Below are 18760 nucleotides of genomic sequence, written 5' to 3' on the forward strand. Positions count from 1 at the left end.
CGCCCGGATAAGCATTTGTTACCATCCGGGACTTTCGCGTTCGGGGTGTTATCGAGATGTCCGTTGTTCGCAGCAAGATCTGCGGTATTACCCGCATAGAAGATGCACTGGCTGCGGTCGAAGCCGGTGCCGACGCTATCGGCTTTGTGTTTTACGCAAAAAGCCCACGCGCCGTCACGGCATTGCAAGCGCGAGCGATCATTGCGGCGCTGCCACCTTTTGTGACCACGGTCGGGCTGTTCGTCAATGCCAGCGCTTGTGATCTGAACGAAACACTCGATGCCGTACCGCTGGATTTATTGCAGTTTCACGGCGATGAAACCCCGGAGCAGTGTCAGGGTTATCACCGTCCTTATATCAAGGCTTTGCGCGTGAAGGCCGGGGATGACATCGCCGGTGCCTGCAAAGCGTATGCAGGGGCCAGTGGTATTTTGCTCGATGCCTATGTTGAAGGCGTACCCGGTGGAACTGGTCAGGCATTTGACTGGTCTTTGATTCCACAGGATTTGAGCAAACCGATTATTTTGGCCGGTGGTTTGACTGTCGAGAACGTCGCAGACGCCATTGCCCGGGTTCGACCCTATGCCGTGGATGTGAGTGGCGGGGTAGAAAAGGGCAAGGGCATCAAGGATCACGACAAGATTCGTGCCTTTATGCGGGCAGTGCGCACAACAAATTGATGCCGATGTGACGGCTGGCAGTCTGCCGCCGTCCATCAATACCGCTATAAAAAGCGTCGTAAAAAGCAAGTTGGCCCGCAGGTTTGACGGGCAGAAATTAAAGTGGCAGCCGCTCTGGGGCGTGTTGTCGGGACGGCTGAGGGTTGCGAGGTTTGGCTGGTTTGCCGTGTGCTGACCGCCGCCTGCGCAATCATCGCCACACACCTATTGAATTTAGCTCAAGGGCATACACGGGGTCTGGACTCAACGGTTCAGGCCACCGGTACTGGAGAAAAAAAGCATGAGCAACTGGTTGGTAGACAAGCTGATTCCTTCGATCATGCGTTCCGAGGTCAAAAAGAGCTCGGTACCTGAAGGCCTGTGGCACAAATGCCCGTCTTGCGACGCTGTACTTTATCGTCCGGAGCTGGAAAAAACCCTGGATGTTTGCCCCAAGTGCAATCACCACATGCGCATCGGCGCCCGCGCCCGCATCAATATCTTCCTGGATACTGACGGCCGTTCCGAGCTGGGTGCAGACCTGGAGCCGGTAGACCGTCTCAAGTTCCGTGACAGCAAAAAGTACAAGGATCGTCTGGTCGGCGCACAAAAGCAGACCGGCGAAAAAGACGCGCTGATCTCCATGAGCGGTACGTTGCTGGGCATGCCGGTTGTAGTGTCGGCGTTTGAGTTCTCCTTTATGGGTGGCTCGATGGGTGCCATTGTTGGCGAGCGTTTTGTTCGTGCTGCCAACTACGCACTGGAAAACCGCTGCCCGATGATTTGCTTCGCGGCCTCCGGCGGTGCGCGGATGCAGGAAGCCCTGATCTCCCTGATGCAAATGGCCAAGACCTCTGCGGTACTGGCGCGTCTGCGTGAAGAAGGCATTCCGTTTATCTCGGTACTGACCGATCCGGTCTATGGCGGCGTTTCGGCCAGCCTGGCAATGCTGGGTGATGTGATCGTGGCTGAGCCCAAAGCGCTGATCGGCTTTGCTGGCCCGCGTGTTATCGAGCAGACCGTTCGCGAAAAACTGCCAGAAGGCTTCCAGCGCAGCGAGTTCCTGTTGGAGCACGGTGCAATCGACTTGATCGTTGCGCGTCAGGAGCTGCGTCCGCGTCTGGGCAACTTGTTGGCACAAATGATGGGCCTGCCGACGCCGGTGTTTGTGGCTGCGCCTGTTGAAGCGATCGTTGTGCCGCCGGCTCCTGCAAACATATGACCCAGCGCACCCTTGGCGAGTGGCTCGCCTATCTTGAACAGCTGCATCCATCTGCCATTGATATGGGGTTGGATCGCGCACGCGAGGTAACGAACCGCATGGGGCTGCAAAAGCCTGCGCCTCGGGTGGTGACGGTTACGGGCACCAATGGTAAGGGCTCGACCTGTGCGTTTGTGGCAGCGTTGCTGCAGGCGCAAGGGCTCAAGGTGGGCGTTTACAACTCGCCCCATCTGCTGCGCTATAACGAGCGCGTACAAATTGACGGTGCTGAAGTCTCTGATGAACAGCTCTGCGAGGCCTTTGTGGCTTTGGAAGCAGGGCGGGGCGAGACTTCCCTGACTTATTTTGAAATGGGTACGCTGGCTGCCTTCTGGCTGTTTGAGCGTGCCCAGCTGGATGCCGTTGTACTGGAAGTTGGCCTTGGCGGACGTCTGGATGCGGTCAATCTGGTGGATGCCGACCTGGCGCTGGTGACCAGCATCGGTGTCGATCATGTCGAGTACCTGGGTAATACCCGCGAATCCGTAGCCTATGAAAAGGCCGGGATCTTCCGTGCGGGCAAGCCTGCCCTTTGTGGCGATCTGAACCCTCCGCACACGTTGCTCGACAAGGCCAAGGAGCTGGGTTGCCCGCTGTTTTTGCGCGGTCGTGACTTTGACCTGGCTACCACCGACACGGCCTGGCATTGGCGTGGCCTTGATGCCAAGGGCCAGGTTGTAGAGCTGCGGGACATCCCGTTGCTGGATTTGCCCATGGAAAACGCCGCATTGGCCGTGCAGGCCTATGCGTTGACCGATTTGCCTTGGCAGCCTGCGCGTATCATCAGTGTGCTGTCAGGTACTCGTATCACCGGTCGTCTGGATCGTCGCCAGTTCAACTGGCAAGGCAAAACCCTGAATCTGCTGCTGGATGTGGGGCACAACCCGCATGCTGCCCAATACCTTGAGCGGCGTTTGGCGCAGCGTCCGGTGGCTGGTAAGCGCCTGGCGGTGTTCGGTTTGCTGGCAGACAAGGACCTCGATGGCGTAGTGTCACAGCTCACCTCGTCGGTTGAACATTGGGCGGTTGCGCCTTTGCATTCCGGGCGTACACGGCCGGTAGCCGATGTTCAGGCTGCGCTGCAAAATCTTGGTGCTTCGGTTTCGGCCTATGCCAGTGTTGCAGCTGCGCTCGAAGCGCAGTGCGAACGAGCTACCCCCGAAGACGAAATTTTGCTGTTCGGATCATTTTATTGTGTCGCTGAAGCGCTCGAGTGGTTGGAGCGACGTGCCACGGAGGAGGCTGCAAATGGCTTTGCTGGATAAGGTATTCAAGCAGCGGATGGTGGGCGCCCTGGTATTGGTGGCGTTGGCCGTGATTTTTCTGCCGATGCTGTTCTCGCGCCAGGATGAGCAGCGTCAGATCCAGGTTGATGCGCCAAGTGCGCCTCAAATGCCAGTGATGCCGCAAGTTCAGGTCGAGCCGGTTGCCGTGCCTGAGCCGCAGGTTATTGCGCAAGAGCCGGCTGTGGTCGAGCAGCCGGTTGTCCAGCAGCAGGCGCCTGCGCCGGTTGCACCGGTCGTGGCCAAACCTGTAGTGGTTGCGCCAAAACCGCCGGTCGTCACTCCGGCGCAGTCGGTCGCGCAGGCACCGGCCAAGCTGGATACCACGCAAAAGCGTGTTGATCCCAACGGTTTGCCTATCAGCTGGTCGGTTCAATTGGTCAGCCTGTCCAATCGGGCAAGCGCTGATAACTTGCAAAAAACGCTTCGCAATCAAGGATATAACGCATACGTGCGATCCTCTGGCGGAATGAATCGGGTTTTTGTCGGGCCGTTGCTCGAGCGTGCAGAGGCCGACCGTCTGCGTGATTTGCTCGGCAAGCAGCAGAATCTCAAGGGTTTTGTGGTGCGCTTCCAGCCGGAACGTGATTGATCGCGCAAAAAGGTTCAATCTGATTGCTCTGGCGTGGATAAATCGCCTTACCTGAGCGGCGGCGCTCTGCTAAAATGCGCCGCCTTATCTGTCCGTAGGCTGAACTGTGCCATTTACCTGGGTTGACTGGGCGATCGTTGCAATTATCGCCATCTCCGCTTTGATCAGTTTGAAGCGCGGCTTCGTAAAAGAAGCATTGTCGCTGTGCACCTGGATCATTGCTGGGGTCGTAGCCTGGATGTTCGGCGGTTCACTGTCTCAATATCTCTCCGGATACATCGAAACGCCTTCCGCCCGCGTCATCGTCGGGTGCACCATCATGTTTGTCGCCACCTTGCTGGTAGGCGCAATGATCAATTTTCTTATCGGCGAACTGATTCGCGTCACCGGGTTATCCGGGACCGATCGTTTTCTCGGCATGGTCTTCGGCGGTGCGCGTGGTGCATTGCTGGTGGTTGTGGCGGTCGGGCTTTTAAGCCTGGGGCCGGTACAGCAAGACTCATGGTGGCAAGAGTCACGGCTCGTGCCACAATTTCTATTGGTTGCCGACTGGTCCAAGAACCTCATTCTGGGGTGGAGCAGTCAGTGGCTGGCCAGCGGAATCAGCGTACCCGCTGACATTCCGTTCAAGGAGCATCTCTTGCCGGCTATCCAGCCCAAGTGAGTGGTGTTCAGTTCAGATCCATTAAGTAGGGGTTGCGTCGCATGTGTGGCATCGTCGGTATCGTCGGTAAGTCGAACGTCAATCAGGCGCTGTATGACGCGCTAACCGTCCTCCAGCACCGCGGCCAGGATGCTGCCGGTATTGTGACCAGCCATAATGGCCGGTTATTTTTGCGCAAGGACAACGGGCTGGTTCGTGACGTGTTTCATCAGCGTCACATGCAGCGTCTGGTCGGCAACGTGGGCATTGGTCACGTGCGCTACCCAACCGCTGGCAGCTCGACTTCAGCTGAAGCTCAGCCGTTTTATGTCAACTCGCCCTATGGCATCACCTTGGCGCATAACGGCAACCTGACCAACGTTGAACAGCTGGCCAAGGAGATTTACGAATCTGACTTGCGCCACGTCAACACCAATTCCGATTCTGAAGTTTTGCTCAACGTTTTCGCCCATGAGCTGGCTCGGCGCGGCAAATTGCAGCCGACCGAAGAGGACGTGTTCGCAGCGGTAACTGACGTGCACAACCGTTGCCGTGGCGGTTACGCCGTGGTTGCGATGATCACCGGTTACGGCATCGTCGGTTTCCGCGATCCGAACGGCATTCGCCCGATTGTCTTCGGTCAGCGTCACACCGACGAAGGCGTCGAGTACATGATCGCCTCCGAAAGCGTTTCGCTGGATGTCCTGGGCTTTACCCTGATTCGCGATCTCGCGCCGGGCGAAGCGGTGTACATCACTGAAGACGGCAAGCTGCACACCCGTCAGTGCGCGGTAAACCCGCAACTGACCCCGTGCATCTTCGAGCACGTGTATCTGGCGCGCCCGGATTCGATCATCGACGGTGTTTCGGTGTACAAGGCACGTCTGCGCATGGGCGAGAAGCTCGCCGAGAAGATCCTGCGCGAGCGTCCGGATCACGACATCGACGTGGTTATCCCGATTCCGGACACCAGCCGTTGCGCTGCACTGGAACTGGCTAACCACTTGGGCGTCAAGTTCCGCGAAGGCTTCGTCAAGAACCGTTACATCGGTCGTACCTTCATCATGCCAGGCCAGGCTGCACGTAAAAAATCCGTGCGCCAGAAGCTCAACGCCATTGAGCTTGAGTTCCGAGGCAAGAACGTGATGCTGGTGGACGACTCGATCGTACGCGGTACTACGTGCAAGCAGATCATTCAGATGGCCCGCGAAGCTGGTGCCAAGAATGTGTACTTCTGCTCGGCGGCCCCGGCTGTTCGCTATCCGAACGTCTATGGCATCGACATGCCAAGCGCGCATGAGCTGATCGCACACAATCGCAGCACCCAGGAAGTGGCCGAGCTGATCGGTGCCGACTGGTTGATCTATCAGGACCTGCCTGACCTGATCGAAGCGGTCGGTGGTGGCAAGATCAAGATTGACGCATTCGACTGTGCAGTATTTGATGGCAAGTACGTCACCGGCGACATCGACGACAAATACCTGGAACGTATCGAGCGTGCGCGCAACGACGCCTCCAAGGTGATTTCGCAAGGTGTGGGTGCCACCATCGGTATCTACAACAACTAAGTGTTTACCAAACCGGCCCTGATGGGCCGGTTTGCATTTTTCCAGTAAAAAGTAACCAATACAAAGCAATCAATACAACGCAAGGAGTGGGCAGCATGAGTCAGGATTGGGATGCGGGTCGGCTGGACAGCGACCTTGAGGGCGTAGCGTTCGACACCTTGGCTGTGCGTGCTGGCCAGCACCGTACGCCAGAAGGCGAGCACGGTGATGCAATGTTCCTGACCTCCAGCTACGTGTTCCGCACGGCGGCTGACGCGGCAGCGCGGTTCTCGGGTGAAGTGCCGGGCAACGTTTACTCGCGTTACACCAACCCCACCGTGCGCGCCTTCGAAGAGCGCATTGCCGCCCTTGAAGGTGCCGAGCAGGCCGTGGCAACCGCTACCGGCATGGCGGCGATTTTGTCGGTGGTCATGAGTCTGTGCAGCGCCGGAGACCATATCCTGGTGTCGCGCAGCGTATTCGGTTCGACCATCAGTCTGTTCGAGAAGTACTTCAAGCGCTTTGGCGTACAGGTTGACTACGTGCCGTTGGCCGAACTGGCTGGCTGGGACGCTGCAATCAAGCCCAATACCAAGCTGCTGTTTGTCGAGTCGCCGTCCAACCCGCTGGCCGAGTTGGTGGACATCGCCGCTCTGGCCGAGATAGCACACGCCAAGGGCGCGCTGCTGGTCGTCGACAACTGCTTCTGTACACCAGCCTTGCAGCAGCCGCTGAAATTGGGCGCAGACATCGTGGTGCATTCGGCCACCAAATTTATCGACGGCCAGGGTCGTTGCATGGGCGGTGTGGTTGCCGGTCGTGGCGAGTTGATGAAAGAAATCGTCGGCTTCCTGCGTACTGCCGGGCCGACCCTGAGCCCGTTCAATGCCTGGATCTTCCTCAAGGGTCTGGAGACCCTGAATCTGCGCATGCGCGCCCACTGTGCGAGTGCCCAGGCACTGGCCGAGTGGCTGGAGCAGCAGGATGGGGTAGAGAAAGTGCATTACGCAGGCCTCAAGAGTCATCCGCAGTATGAGTTGGCCCAGCGCCAGCAGCGCGGCTTTGGTGCAGTGGTCAGCTTTGAGGTCAAGGGCGGCAAAGAGGGCGCCTGGCGCTTTATCGACGCCACCCGCCTGATTTCGATCACCGCCAACCTGGGTGACAGCAAAACCACGATTACCCACCCGGCGACCACTTCCCATGGTCGACTCGCACCGCAAGAGCGTGAGGCGGCGGGTATTCGTGACAGCCTGATCCGCATCGCGGTAGGTCTGGAAGATGTCGGCGACCTGCAAGCTGACCTGTCGCGAGGCCTGGCTGCGCTGTGATCGACCGCATGCTCGAAACACCGGCCACTACCAATGGCCGTGTAGCGCTGGTAACAGGCGCTGCACGGGGCATTGGCCTGGGGATTGCCGCCTGGCTGGTCACTGAAGGCTGGCAAGTGGTTCTGACCGATATTGATCGTGCCCGGGGCTCCAAAGTGGCCAAGGCGCTGGGCGAAAGCGCCTGGTTTTTGACCATGGATGTGTCGGTTGAAGCCGATGTGATTCAGTGTGTCGCGCAAATCCTGGGTCAGTTTGGACGGCTGGACGGGCTGGTGTGCAACGCCGCGATTGCGGATCCGCACAACATGACTCTGGAAAGCCTCGATCTGGAGCACTGGAATCGCGTGCTGGCGGTTAATCTCACCGGGCCGATGTTGCTGGCCAAGCATTGCGCGCCGTACTTGCGTGCGCATGCGGGTTCGATCGTCAATCTGGCCTCCACCCGTGCCCACCAGTCGGAGCCTGATACCGAGGCTTACGTGGCGAGCAAGGGCGGAGTGCTGGCGCTGACCCATGCGCTGGCTATCAGCCTTGGGCCGCAGATTCGGGTCAACGCGGTAAGTCCGGGCTGGATTGACGCCCGAGACCCCTCTGTGGTGCGTGCAGAGCCGCTGACAGACGCCGATCACGACCAGCACCCGGCAGGTCGGGTAGGGGGCGTGGAGGACGTTGCAGCGATGGTTGCCTGGCTGCTGTCACGTAACGCCGGGTTTGTGACGGGTCAAGAGTTTGTGGTTGATGGTGGTATGAGCAAAAAGATGATCTACGGCGCGTAAGCCTTGTTGCGGGCTGGCCACTATTTTTGCGTTTTTTGAAAAAAACTCAATCTTGTCCTTGACTTAGCTTCGATAGATGCGTAAATTTCGCGGCCTCAACGAAGCAAAGGGTGATTAGCTCAGCTGGGAGAGCATCTGCCTTACAAGCAGAGGGTCGGCGGTTCGATCCCGTCATCACCCACCACTTCTTGAGATTCTCGCAAGAGAAAGGTCGTTCCGAAAGGAGCTACCACCGACGCGCAGCGGTAGTTCAGTCGGTTAGAATACCGGCCTGTCACGCCGGGGGTCGCGGGTTCGAGTCCCGTCCGCTGCGCCATATTTGTACAAATCAGGTTCGCCTGGTTTGCGATTGAAAAGCACCGAAGCTCTTCAGTCACAGGTTTTAAAAGTTTCAAACGGACGCAAGTCCGAGCGATACGCAGCGGTAGTTCAGTCGGTTAGAATACCGGCCTGTCACGCCGGGGGTCGCGGGTTCGAGTCCCGTCCGCTGCGCCATATTTGCTTCAGAGCCCTTGAACTCTCTGAAGCTGCAAAGAAAGCGACCTTCGGGTCGCTTTTTTTGTGTCCGGGTTTTTGTAACAACCTGTAGCCACAACGCACGCAATCAAACTGCGCGCTTGTCGTGAACTGATGCACAATACGGCCTGTACCGTTCTCTTCAGGATCTTTAATGCTTATGTCATTCCCCGTGCGTGCCGTGGTAGTCGCCCTCGTGCTGGCTGGACTCGCAGGTTGTTCAACGAAGAAAACAGCAATCTATGAGCATGAAAGCTTTGATGACTCAGGGACGTTTTCGCGTAACTACCCGGTGACCGACAAAGCTTCTTGTGAGGCGGCACGCCGTGCCTTGCTGAGTCAGGGCTACATCATCACCAGCAGCGACCCGAAAATTATCAGCGGCCACAAGAGTTTCCAGCAAACCGGCGAAAGCCACCTGGAGATCAGCTTTAACGTGGTGTGCGCCGACGATGGTGGTTCGCAGCATCACGCCACCATGTTTGCCAACGCGCTGCAGGATCGTTATGCGCTGAAAAAGGTCAACAACTCGGCCAGTCTGGGAGTCGGCGTGCTGGGGTCGGTGTCGATGCCAATTGGCTCCACGGATGACTCAATGGTTAAAGTCGCCAGCGAGACCGTGTCTTCACCTCAGTTCTATGACCGCTTTTTTGGCCTGGTTGAAGTGTTCCTGCCCAAGCCCAAGGAAGTGGAAAAAGCACCGCCTGTTCCTGAAAAGCCCAAGCCTGAACTGGGAGTGCCCGAGCCTGCGCCCGCCAAGGCCGAAACAGCAGCGCCTGCTCCTGCTGCAGAGCCAGCCACTCTGTCAGTGCCAGTAGTGGCGCCTGTGAGTGAGCCTGTGCTGCCAGCTCCAGCTGTGACGCCTGTGGCTCCGGTTGTGCCTGCGCCAGCGCCAGTGACGGTTACCCCGGAGGTCAAGCCGGCAGCCGAGCTGCCTGAGCCGGCCAAGCCGGTAACGCCCGCGGCCGAGCCTGCGTCTACCCCTGCGCCTGCCGCCGTAGAGCCTTCTACCGGCCAATAAATGTGCAGTAAATCTCAAAAGCTCTGCTACGTTTATAAATGAGTTGTGACAGGGCCCGCGAAGGTGTCATTTTTCCTTCACGTGGGCACTTTATGCTCAGGCAGTAATTAAACAAACAGACTGAAAAGGGATGCTGCAATGGACGACTATCAGGAAGAGCTGCTTGAGTATCAGGCTTTTGAACTTGACCCGCTGGACCCGGCTGACGACGCGACCGAGCTTTGAGCCCGGCACCGCTTCATGCCGATTGGCGCTGACGCCGCCGGTATTCCCCCGGCGTCTGCGCGTTCCAGCGCTTGAAAGCCCTTTGAAACGCCTCGGCTGAGGCAAACCCCAACAAATAAGCGATTTCACCGAAGGCCAATTCCGTGTCACGGATATAGGTCATGGCGAGGTCGCGCCGTGTGTCATTGAGAATGGCGCGAAACTGCGTGCCTTCCTCGGCAAGCTTGCGGCGCAGGGTCCAGGTTGGCAGCTTGAGGCGTGCCGCCACTTCTTCCAGGTCGGGCTCCCGGCCGCCATTGAGCAACGGTCCCAGCAGTTGTGTGATGCGCTCACGCAGGCTGCGGGTGCGGGTCAGTTGTTCCAGTTCGCGTTCGCACAATTGCAGCAAGTAGGCCCAGGTGCTCGGGCAGTGCTGCGGGTTGCGCAGATCGAGGGTGGCATGGTTCAGCCGCAACTGGTTGGTCTCGGCCCGAAAGTGGATTGCCGGGCTGCAGAGCACGCTGTAACGATGTGCGTACTCCGGCTCGCTGAATTCAATGTCGATCTGTTCGCAGCTCAAAGGCCTGGCCGCGACCGATGACAGGTGTTGCAACCAGCCGCAAATGATCGAGTCCACCACAAAGCGGTTATAGGCGTTGTACGGACTGATGGAGTAAAAACGCAGCCAAGCGCCTTGGGCGTCTTCGTGCAGGCTTGACTGGCCGCGGTAGTTGGAGCCGTAAAGGGGCTCAAAGCGAATCAGGGTGCGTGCCGCCTCCCGCACCGTGGGTGCCTGGGCCGCGGTGACACCGGCCAGCCCGACCTGGCTCAAGCGGCTGAGCTGGCCCATGCGCAAACCTAACGCCGGGTCGCCGGTCAGGGTAATCGCCGCGTGCCCCAGGCGCATGTAGCGCGGGATCGACAAGCGCGCCAGTGGCTGGGCCAGTCGGGCCGGGTCAAGCCCGAACTGTTCGAGCAAGGGCGCAGGGTCTTGACCACAACTGCGAACGGCGTCGGCCAGCGATTGAACAAACCCGACCGAAAGATCCCCCAAGCGCATTGGCAGCGGTTTCATCGCTCTATAGCCAGAGGTTCAGCAGGCGGGCGCCAGTGCCGGGCTGATCCGGGCTGGTCTGGCCATTGCGGCTGATAAAGCCCAAGCCGGTGCTGTGCTTGTCCCAGAACTTGCCGCGTAAAAACACGGTCACGCCCGCTTCGGCGGTGCTGATGGGCAGGCTGCTGATCAGGGTCAGGCGGTGCCAGGCATCGCCCTCGGTGACTTCGCCGGGCTTGAGGCTGATTTCGCTGGGCGTCGATACGCTTTTGTAGCCACCCCAAGGTTTATCCCAAGTGGTTTTGCCTACGATAAACGCGGGTACGGCAATCAGTTGCACACCTTTCTCGTTCAGTGTGCGGTAGTTCTCGGGGTACCAGCTGTCGCTGCCGATCAGGATGCCCAGGCGCCCGGCCGGGGTATCCACCACGTTCAGCTCATGGTCGGGGCTCGGCTGGATATAGCTTTGCTCTTCATAGGTCGGCAACAACTGGCGTTGGGGAGTGCCCAGCGCTGCACCGTCTCTATCAAACACAACACTGCTGTTGTACAGCGGGCCAGTGCCGGGCAGCAGCTTGCCGTTCTCGATACGCGGTGCAGGCAGCGCAATGCTACCGGCCACCAAAGTCACGCCGAACTCTTTGGCCAGACCGCCGAACAGCGTCTGGTAGTCAGCCGCCATGCTGTCGGCTTTCATGCGCAAGTGCGCATCGTTGACCCGGCTTTCACCGTCGGCACGCAGCCAGGCATTGGCAAAGGCCAAGGGATTGCTCATGGCCAGCCATTGCATCGCTTGGTTCAGGTTTTCAGCTTGATACAGCTGGTTTTTCTCGCCGCGAAACATCAGCCAGGAACCGATGTGTTCCGGTAATACCACCACGGTTTTAGCGTTGAGCAAGCCTGCATCGCGGGCGGTATTGAGGTAAGCGGCCAGCTTTAGATGGACCAGCTCCAGGCTCTGATAGTCGCGTGGGGACAGGTCGGGTTCGATACCCAGCAGGTTGCCACGGTCATTATTGACGCCCTCGTTAATGGCCAGCTCGATGCGCAGGTCAGAAAGGTAATGGCCAACATCTCGTTGCGTGGTCCAGTAGGCATAGCCGCCGATTGCGGCGACAAGAGCGATCAGTAAGGTGCAGCCAATTAGTTTGCGCATAGAAATAGAACAGACAGCTTTCAGCGGAATTCGACGTCTAGGGTAGGCGGCGCCTGCAGGCTTGCCAAGGGGTGCTGCGCATTTGGGTTAATAATTTGTTAGTTTGGGTCATTGAGTGGGGTCTGCTGAGTCTTTACTGTGCCTCACATCAACGACGGGAGCCGCAGAGCATCCCGCGTCCCGTGATTTAGCCCGTTGTGGAGCTTTCTGATGACCGCCACTCACTACCCGCATTTACTCGCCCCGCTGGATCTGGGCTTTACCACCTTGCGCAACCGCAGCCTGATGGGCTCGATGCACACCGGCCTTGAAGAAAAGCCCGGTGGTTTTGAGCGTATGGCCGCCTACTTTGCCGAGCGTGCCAGAGGCGGTGTCGGCCTGATCGTGACCGGCGGCATTGCGCCCAACGATGAAGGGGGGGTGTACAGCGGCGCGGCCAAGCTGAGCACGGTCGAAGAAGCAGAAAAGCATGTGGTCGTGACTCGGGCGGTGCACGATGCCGGGGGCAAGATTTGCCTGCAGATCCTCCACGCCGGGCGTTATGCCTACAGCCCGCGCCAGGTGGCACCGAGTGCGATTCAGGCACCGATCAACCCGTTCACGCCCAAGGAACTGGATGAAGAGGGCATCGAGAAACAAATCAGCGACTTCGTGACCTGCGCCAAACTGGCCCAGAGCGCCGGTTATGACGGTGTCGAGATCATGGGTTCCGAAGGCTATCTGATTAACCAGTTTCTCGCTGCGCACACCAACCAGCGCACTGATCGCTGGGGTGGTAGTTACGAAAATCGCATGCGCCTGCCCGTGGAAATCGTGCGCCGTGTGCGTGAAGCCGCAGGTCCGAACTTCATCATCATTTATCGCCTGTCGATGCTCGATCTGGTAGCCGGCGGCAGTATCTGGGAAGAAGTGGTGCAACTGGCCAAGGCCGTCGAGTCGGCCGGTGCGACCCTGATCAATACCGGGATTGGCTGGCACGAAGCACGCATCCCGACCATTGCCACCAAGGTGCCGCGCGGCGCGTTCAGCAAGGTGACGGCCAAGCTGCGTGGCTCGGTCAATGTGCCGTTGATCACCACCAACCGTATTAATACCCCGGAAATTGCCGAGCAGATCCTGGCCGAAGGCGATGCGGACATGGTGTCCATGGCCCGTCCGTTTCTGGCCGACCCGGAGTTCGTCAACAAGGCAGCGGCCGGGCGCAGTGATGAGATCAATACCTGCATCGGCTGCAACCAGGCCTGCCTGGACCACACCTTCGGCGGCAAGCTGACCAGCTGTCTGGTCAACCCTCGTGCCTGCCACGAAACGGAACTCAACTACCTGCCAACCATTGCGGTGAAAAAAATCGCCGTGGTCGGTGCTGGCCCTGCCGGGTTGTCAGCCGCTACCGTAGCGGCCGAGCGCGGGCATGCGGTGACGCTGTTTGACTCGGCCAGCGAGATTGGCGGTCAGTTCAACGTGGCCAAGCGCGTACCGGGCAAGGAAGAGTTCTTTGAAACCCTGCGTTACTTCAAGCGCAAGCTGCAAACCACCGGTGTCGAGCTGTGCCTCAATACCCGGGTGGATGTGCAGCAGCTGGTGGATGGCGGCTTTGACGAAATCATCCTGGCTACTGGTATCGCACCGCGTACCCCGGCGATTCCGGGCATCGACAATCCCAAGGTGCTGAGCTACCTGGACGTGATCCTGGAGCGCAAGCCGGTAGGTGCCAAGGTGGCAGTGATTGGTGCGGGCGGGATTGGTTTTGATGTGTCCGAGTTCCTTGTGCATCAGGGCGTTTCCACCAGCCAGGACCGAGACGCGTTCTGGAAAGAGTGGGGCATCGACACCGCGCTTGAAGCCCGCGGCGGTGTTGCCGGGATCAAGCCCGAGGTGCATGCCCCGGCGCGTCAGGTGTTCCTGCTGCAACGCAAAAAAACCAAGGTTGGTGATGGTCTGGGCAAAACCACTGGCTGGATTCATCGCGCGGGCCTGAAAAACAAGCAAGTGCAGATGCTCAATAGCGTGGACTACCTGAGCATTGATGATGCCGGGTTGCATATCCGCATTGGTGAAGGCGAGCCGCAATTGTTGCCGGTGGACAATATCGTGATTTGCGCCGGGCAAGACCCGTTGCGCGAACTGCACGATGGCCTGGTAGCAGCGGGGCAGAGCGTGCATTTGATCGGTGGTGCGGATGTGGCAGCGGAGCTGGATGCCAAGCGTGCGATTAATCAAGGGTCGAGACTGGCGGCGCAACTGTAACTCTCACCTCAACCCTCTCCCGGAGGGAGAGGGGGCTGATTCGTGGCGTTTCGCAGGTCTGCATTTGCCTTTGCAGCCCACACAAAGTGGGCTTTTAATGCACGATCTGCGCTAAAAACGCCTTGGCTCGTGGGCTTTTTGGGGCGTTGAAGAACTGTTCCGGTGGCGAGTCCTCGATCACCATCCCGCCATCAAGGAACAGCACCCGCTCGGCCACCTGGCGGGCGAAGCCCATTTCGTGGGTTACGCAGAGCATGGTCATGCCACTGCCCGCCAGGTTGACCATCACGTCCAGCACTTCGCTGACCATTTCCGGGTCCAACGCCGAGGTCGGCTCATCAAACAGCATGATTTTCGGTTCCATGCACAGCGCACGGGCGATGGCCACGCGTTGCTGTTGCCCGCCGGACAGTTGGCTCGGGTACTTGTCGGCTTGGCTGGCAATCCCGACCTTGGTCAGAAAATGTTGCGCCAGTTCAATCGCCTTTTTGCGTGACAGGCCGCGCACCGACATCGGCGCCAGGATGCAGTTGTCGATCACGCTCATATGCGGGAACAGGTTGAAATGCTGAAACACCATTCCGATTTCGCTGCGCACTTTAGCGGCTTCGCGAGTTGGCAGTGACAGGTCAGTGTCGTTGATCAGGATGCGACCCTGCTCGGCGATTTCCAGGCGGTTGATACAGCGGATCAGCGTCGATTTGCCTGAGCCGGAAGGGCCGCACAGCACGATGCGTTCACCTTCACGCACTTTCAGGTCGATGCCTTTGAGTACGTGAAAGGCGCTGTAGTACTTGTTCAGCCCAGCAATATCCACCACCACCTTGCGCGTGTCGGTTACGGGTGACACAGAGTGAACGTAAGCAGATTGTGCGTGCATGTTGTGTCTCCAGGTGTCAGTGAAAGCGCTCGGCGCTGTAGGGCGCAGGGTCGGTGAAAGGTTTTTCGCCGGTCATCATTTCGGCCAGCAGGCGCCCGCTGACGGGGCCCAGGGTCAGGCCGTGGTGAGCATGCCCAAAGTTGAACCACAGGCCCTTGTGGCGACTGCCTGGGCCAATCACCGGGCACATGTCCGGCAGGCACGGGCGGCGTCCAAGCCAAGGCTCGTCATCGAGACGCTCACCCAGCGGGTACAAGCGCTGGGCGCGTGCTTCGCAACGGCGCAGCTGGATTTCATTGATTGGGTCATCGCTGTCAGCAAATTCGATCCCGGTGGTCAGACGAATACCGCCAACCATCGGCGCCAAGACATAACCACCCACCGAATCGAGAATCGGATGGTGCATGGTATGGCCATCCTTGGCGGCGTAATGCATGTGGTATCCGCGCTTGATCGCCAGCGGAATGCGATAGCCCAGCGGTTCGAAAATCTCCCGTGCTTGCGGTCCAAGGGCGATCACCACTTCGTTACCGACAATCAGCCCTTTCTGGCTTTCGACCTGCCATTGCCCGGCTGTCGCCCGCAGGCTGGTGGCATCGCCGGTCACAAAGTTGCCGCCACGTTTGACAAACAGTTGCGCGTAGCCCTGGGTCAGGCCGCCCGGATTGCTCACGGTCTTGGGGTCGAGCCAGTGAATGCCGCCGATCACATCGGTGTGCAGGCCCGGCTCCAGGGCGTGGACTTGCTGCTCACCGAGCACCCGATAGTTGAGCTTGAACTCGCTCAGGGACGCGGCGTCGCGCTGGGCTTTGTCGAAGTCGGCCTGGGTGCGGTAGACCTCGATCCAGCCACTGTCGTCAATCAGCGAAGTGACGCCCGCAGGCTCGGCCAGCAGGTCGTGCTCGCTGACGCACTTTTCAATCAACGGCAGCATGGCCCGGGTGGCTTTGGCCAGTTCCTTGGGGCCGGACTGCTGCCAGTATTTCAACAACCACGGCCCGGCCTTTGGCAGATGCTTGAGGCTGTAGCGCACATCTGATTGCTGATTGAGGCCATAGCGCAGCAGGCGCGAGATTTCACGCGGGAACGAGTAGGGGATAACGCTGGCGCGCTCGATCAGCCCGGCATTGCCGTGACTGGTGCCGCTGCCCGGCTGGGAGCGGTCGAGCAGCACGACGTTGCGCCCGCGGGCCTGGAGTTGCAACGCGGTACTGACGCCGACGATGCCGGCTCCCAGAACGATGATGTCGCAGTGCATAAACAAATCCTTAAATCGGGGGCCGTGTTCGCAGCCCGAACAATGGGCTTACTGCAAATGGCGGCCGAGGCGGCCTTCGATCAGCTTCAGGCTGCGTCGTACGATTTCCACGATCAGCAGGTACAGCACGGCAGCCCACAGGTAGATCTGGAAATCGAAGCTGCGCGAGAACGCCATCTTGGTCACGCCCATCAGGTCGTAAATGGTCACCAGCGAGGCGATGGCGCTGGCCTTGATCATCAGGATCAGTTCATTGCCCAGCGGGCCGATAGCCACCAGCAGCGATTGCGGCAGGATGATCTTGCGAAAGGCCGTCCAGCGCGACAGGTTCAGCGCCTTGCAAGCTTCACGCTGGCCCTGGGCCACGGAAAGGATGCTGCCGCGCAGGATTTCGGCCTGATAGGCCGCGGTATTGAGGGTGAAGGCCAGCAGGGTGCAGAACCAGGCATCACGGAAAAACCACCACAAGCCCACGTCTTGCCAGAAGCCCTTGAACGAGCCGAGGCCGTAATACAGCAAAAACAGTTGCGCCAGCAGCGGCGAGCCGCGGAAGAAGTACACGTAGGCGCCGGTAAAGCTGCGCAGGAAGCGATTGCTGGACAAACGCCCCAAGGCAATCAGCAAGCCGAGCAAAGCGCCGAGGGTGAACGAAATCGCCACCAGCTTGCCGGTGACCAGCAACCCGTCGATAAAGCGCGGGCCGTAGCGTTCCAGCAGGTCGGGGTTGAGAAACATGTTTTGCAGATCCGCCAGGCTCATGGCTGCGCGCTCCGTTGATGGCGGCTGAAGTAGCGTTCAAGGAAGCTGAACAGCCGCCCGGAAATCGCCGAGAAAAACAGATAGCCCAGGCACGCGACGCTGTAGAACAGCATCGGGTCCTTGGTCACGCTGACGGCCAGGTTGGTTTGGCGCATCAAGTCCACCAGGGAGATGGTCGACACCAGCGAGGTGTCCTTGAGCAGCGACAACCAGTTGTTCGACAGGCCGGGCAGGGCGATGCGCGCCAGTTGTGGCAGCACCACCTTGCGGAATGTGGTGAATTTGCTCAGGCCCAGGGCCGAGGCGGCTTCAAACTGGCCCTTGGGAATGGTTTTGAACGCGCCCAGCCAAATCTCGCTGGAGAAGGCGGCAAACACCAGGCTAAAGGCAACCATCGCGGCAACGAAGGTATTGATCGTGACCTGCGCGTCGTAGCCCATCATGGCGAGGATCTTTTGCGCGGCGATCTGGCAACCGTAGTAAATGATCAGCAGCGTCAGCAGTTCCGGCAAGCCACGGAAGACGGTGGAAAAGGTTGTCGCCCAGGCCCGCACCCAGCGGTTTTTGGAGCGTGCCGCTACGGCCACGGCCAGGCCCAGTGGCAAACCGATGGGCAGGCAGCTCAAGGCCAGTGCAATGGTGACCATAGCCCCGGCGAGCAAGGCCGAGCCCCAGCCGCCACTGGCGAAAGAAAGAAGTGAGAGTTGATCGAGCATGCTCGAATCCCCGGGCAAAATTGGGCCGAAATTCAGCCGCTGCGCACCTTATGTGCACAGGGCAGGGTCATTGGCAGGGAAGCCCTCAAACGAGGGCAGGCGACTCAGTAAATGTCGAAGTCGAAGTACTTGCTGGAGATCTTTTTATAGGTGCCGTCAGCCACGATTTCGTCCAGAGCCTTGTTAAAGCGCTCGCGCAGCACCGTGTCGCTCTGGCGCACTGCAATCGCTGCATCGGCATTGGTGCCGTCTACGTCACCGATGATCTTGCAGCAGTCGTCGCTGGCCTTGTTGATCCACTCCAGCAGGGGGAACTTGTCGGCAATCACTGCATCGACGCGGCCGTTTTTCAGCTCGGCATTGGCCTCGTCCAGGGTCGGGTAGAGGTTGAGCTTGGCGCCGGCTTTCTCGTAGTGATCTTCGGCATAAATGCCCTGGGTTGCTGCGCCTTGGGCGCCGATGGTGCGGCCCTTGAAGTTGATCTGGGCATCGGTGATGTCAGAGTCTTTGGGCACGGCGATCGACAGAGGGGTGCGGTAGTAGTGATTGGTAAACGCAATTTTCTTTTTGCGTTCATCGGTCACGATCATCGATGCGACGATGGCATCGTACTTTTTCGCCATCAGTCCCGGAATGATGCCGTCCCAATCCTGGGCAACGATCTTGCATTGTGCGTTCATGCGTTCGCACAGGGCATTGGTGATATCGACGTCAAAGCCCGAGACCGTGCCGTCCGAGTTGGTGGTGTTGAATGGAGGGTAGGCGCCTTCGGTGGCGATAGTCAGCGTATCGGCGTGAGCGTTGGCTGCAACAGCGGCCACCAGTGCACATGCACTTGCAAAGCGAATGACGTATTTCAT

The 18760-nt window shown here is 59.0% G+C and carries 17 protein-coding genes and 3 tRNA genes; 13 read left to right on the forward strand and 7 right to left on the reverse strand.

All coding sequences use genetic code 11. The features are described 5' to 3' along the window. Positions 1 to 56 precede the first annotated feature (56 nt). The 12 genes from U5A05_RS09855 to U5A05_RS09910 all read left to right on the forward strand — a co-directional run bounded on the left by U5A05_RS09855 (position 57) and on the right by U5A05_RS09910 (position 9626). Positions 57 to 680: a phosphoribosylanthranilate isomerase gene (locus U5A05_RS09855; protein WP_321836227.1), complete on the forward strand. Its 624-nt coding sequence runs from the start codon at positions 57 to 59 to the stop codon at positions 678 to 680. A gap of 280 nt (positions 681 to 960) precedes the next feature. Continuing rightward, complete coding sequence (gene accD, locus U5A05_RS09860) at positions 961 to 1881, forward strand: acetyl-CoA carboxylase, carboxyltransferase subunit beta (protein ID WP_261741922.1); 921 nt, start codon at positions 961 to 963, stop codon at positions 1879 to 1881. Further along, entirely contained in the window at positions 1878 to 3185 is a 1308-nt protein-coding gene (folC, locus tag U5A05_RS09865) for a bifunctional tetrahydrofolate synthase/dihydrofolate synthase (RefSeq protein ID WP_321836228.1), read from the forward strand. The genes accD and folC overlap by 4 nt, the downstream gene beginning before the upstream one ends. Continuing rightward, positions 3169 to 3795: an SPOR domain-containing protein gene (locus tag U5A05_RS09870; protein ID WP_261741924.1), complete on the forward strand. Its 627-nt coding sequence runs from the start codon at positions 3169 to 3171 to the stop codon at positions 3793 to 3795. Before folC ends, U5A05_RS09870 begins: the two co-directional genes overlap by 17 nt. A 106-nt stretch (positions 3796 to 3901) precedes the next feature. After that, positions 3902 to 4459 (forward strand): CvpA family protein, encoded by a 558-nt coding sequence (locus U5A05_RS09875; RefSeq protein ID WP_261741925.1) that lies wholly within the window; start codon positions 3902 to 3904, stop codon positions 4457 to 4459. Positions 4460 to 4500: 41 nt separating this feature from the next. Then, entirely contained in the window at positions 4501 to 6006 is a 1506-nt protein-coding gene (gene purF, locus U5A05_RS09880; protein ID WP_261741926.1) for an amidophosphoribosyltransferase, read from the forward strand. 95 nt (positions 6007 to 6101) lie between these two features. Then, entirely contained in the window at positions 6102 to 7313 is a 1212-nt protein-coding gene (locus tag U5A05_RS09885; RefSeq protein WP_261741927.1) for an O-succinylhomoserine sulfhydrylase, read from the forward strand. Between the two features lie 8 nt (positions 7314 to 7321). Further along, positions 7322 to 8089, forward strand: a complete 768-nt coding sequence (locus U5A05_RS09890; protein ID WP_261741928.1) for an SDR family oxidoreductase — start codon at positions 7322 to 7324, stop codon at positions 8087 to 8089. A 108-nt stretch (positions 8090 to 8197) separates the two neighbouring features. Then, positions 8198 to 8273: transfer RNA gene (locus tag U5A05_RS09895), tRNA-Val, on the forward strand. Positions 8274 to 8328: 55 nt separating this feature from the next. After that, a tRNA-Asp gene (locus U5A05_RS09900) sits at positions 8329 to 8405 on the forward strand. 102 nt (positions 8406 to 8507) lie between these two features. Then, a tRNA-Asp gene (locus U5A05_RS09905) sits at positions 8508 to 8584 on the forward strand. A gap of 175 nt (positions 8585 to 8759) precedes the next feature. Then, positions 8760 to 9626, forward strand: coding sequence for a DUF2242 domain-containing protein (locus U5A05_RS09910; RefSeq protein ID WP_321836229.1), 867 nt, complete (start codon positions 8760 to 8762; stop codon positions 9624 to 9626). A gap of 238 nt (positions 9627 to 9864) precedes the next feature. On the opposite strand, the gene U5A05_RS09915 is transcribed toward U5A05_RS09910, so the two are convergent. Beyond that, on the reverse strand, positions 9865 to 10905 hold the full coding sequence (locus U5A05_RS09915) for an AraC family transcriptional regulator (protein WP_321836230.1): 1041 nt from the start codon (positions 10903 to 10905) through the stop codon (positions 9865 to 9867). A 4-nt stretch (positions 10906 to 10909) separates the two neighbouring features. Continuing rightward, positions 10910 to 12040, reverse strand: coding sequence for a nitrilase-related carbon-nitrogen hydrolase (locus U5A05_RS09920; RefSeq protein WP_261741931.1), 1131 nt, complete (start codon positions 12038 to 12040; stop codon positions 10910 to 10912). 210 nt (positions 12041 to 12250) lie between these two features. Between U5A05_RS09920 and U5A05_RS09925 the strand changes: the two genes are divergently transcribed. Then, on the forward strand, positions 12251 to 14287 hold the full coding sequence (locus tag U5A05_RS09925; protein WP_321836231.1) for an NADPH-dependent 2,4-dienoyl-CoA reductase: 2037 nt from the start codon (positions 12251 to 12253) through the stop codon (positions 14285 to 14287). A gap of 94 nt (positions 14288 to 14381) precedes the next feature. On the opposite strand, the gene U5A05_RS09930 is transcribed toward U5A05_RS09925, so the two are convergent. The 5 genes from U5A05_RS09930 to U5A05_RS09950 form a co-directional block, all read right to left on the reverse strand. Next, the gene (locus U5A05_RS09930) at positions 14382 to 15167 is read right to left on the reverse strand and encodes an amino acid ABC transporter ATP-binding protein (protein WP_315968154.1); all 786 of its coding nucleotides are present in this window, start codon (positions 15165 to 15167) and stop codon (positions 14382 to 14384) included. Positions 15168 to 15183: 16 nt separating this feature from the next. Beyond that, on the reverse strand, positions 15184 to 16425 hold the full coding sequence (locus U5A05_RS09935; protein ID WP_321836232.1) for an NAD(P)/FAD-dependent oxidoreductase: 1242 nt from the start codon (positions 16423 to 16425) through the stop codon (positions 15184 to 15186). Between the two features lie 48 nt (positions 16426 to 16473). Beyond that, on the reverse strand, positions 16474 to 17184 hold the full coding sequence (locus tag U5A05_RS09940) for an ABC transporter permease (protein ID WP_261741934.1): 711 nt from the start codon (positions 17182 to 17184) through the stop codon (positions 16474 to 16476). Continuing rightward, a complete protein-coding gene (locus U5A05_RS09945; RefSeq protein WP_261741935.1) occupies positions 17181 to 17900 on the reverse strand; it encodes an ABC transporter permease in 720 nt (239 codons plus the stop codon). The genes U5A05_RS09940 and U5A05_RS09945 overlap by 4 nt, the downstream gene beginning before the upstream one ends. Positions 17901 to 18004: 104 nt before the next feature. Beyond that, complete coding sequence (locus tag U5A05_RS09950; RefSeq protein ID WP_261741936.1) at positions 18005 to 18760, reverse strand: transporter substrate-binding domain-containing protein; 756 nt, start codon at positions 18758 to 18760, stop codon at positions 18005 to 18007.

It is taken from the genome of Pseudomonas kulmbachensis, assembly GCF_963681935.1.
Taxonomy (GTDB): Bacteria; Pseudomonadota; Gammaproteobacteria; order Pseudomonadales; family Pseudomonadaceae; genus Aquipseudomonas; species Aquipseudomonas kulmbachensis.

Excerpts from the sequence above, each read along its gene's own strand:
- U5A05_RS09855 (WP_321836227.1), top strand. The coding sequence starts at position 57 with ATGTCCGTTGTTCGCAGCAAGATCTGCGGTATTACCCGCATAGAAGAT.
- U5A05_RS09940 (WP_261741934.1), bottom strand. The coding sequence starts at position 17,184 with ATGAGCCTGGCGGATCTGCAAAACATGTTTCTCAACCCCGACCTGCTG.
- U5A05_RS09890 (WP_261741928.1), top strand. The coding sequence starts at position 7,322 with ATGCTCGAAACACCGGCCACTACCAATGGCCGTGTAGCGCTGGTAACA.
- U5A05_RS09870 (WP_261741924.1), top strand. The coding sequence starts at position 3,169 with ATGGCTTTGCTGGATAAGGTATTCAAGCAGCGGATGGTGGGCGCCCTG.
- U5A05_RS09945 (WP_261741935.1), bottom strand. The coding sequence starts at position 17,900 with ATGCTCGATCAACTCTCACTTCTTTCTTTCGCCAGTGGCGGCTGGGGC.
- U5A05_RS09935 (WP_321836232.1), bottom strand. The coding sequence starts at position 16,425 with ATGCACTGCGACATCATCGTTCTGGGAGCCGGCATCGTCGGCGTCAGT.
- U5A05_RS09950 (WP_261741936.1), bottom strand. The coding sequence starts at position 18,760 with ATGAAATACGTCATTCGCTTTGCAAGTGCATGTGCACTGGTGGCCGCT.
- U5A05_RS09920 (WP_261741931.1), bottom strand. The coding sequence starts at position 12,040 with ATGCGCAAACTAATTGGCTGCACCTTACTGATCGCTCTTGTCGCCGCA.
- accD (WP_261741922.1), top strand. The coding sequence starts at position 961 with ATGAGCAACTGGTTGGTAGACAAGCTGATTCCTTCGATCATGCGTTCC.
- purF (WP_261741926.1), top strand. The coding sequence starts at position 4,501 with ATGTGTGGCATCGTCGGTATCGTCGGTAAGTCGAACGTCAATCAGGCG.
- U5A05_RS09915 (WP_321836230.1), bottom strand. The coding sequence starts at position 10,905 with ATGAAACCGCTGCCAATGCGCTTGGGGGATCTTTCGGTCGGGTTTGTT.
- U5A05_RS09930 (WP_315968154.1), bottom strand. The coding sequence starts at position 15,167 with ATGCACGCACAATCTGCTTACGTTCACTCTGTGTCACCCGTAACCGAC.
- U5A05_RS09925 (WP_321836231.1), top strand. The coding sequence starts at position 12,251 with ATGACCGCCACTCACTACCCGCATTTACTCGCCCCGCTGGATCTGGGC.
- folC (WP_321836228.1), top strand. The coding sequence starts at position 1,878 with ATGACCCAGCGCACCCTTGGCGAGTGGCTCGCCTATCTTGAACAGCTG.
- U5A05_RS09885 (WP_261741927.1), top strand. The coding sequence starts at position 6,102 with ATGAGTCAGGATTGGGATGCGGGTCGGCTGGACAGCGACCTTGAGGGC.
- U5A05_RS09910 (WP_321836229.1), top strand. The coding sequence starts at position 8,760 with ATGCTTATGTCATTCCCCGTGCGTGCCGTGGTAGTCGCCCTCGTGCTG.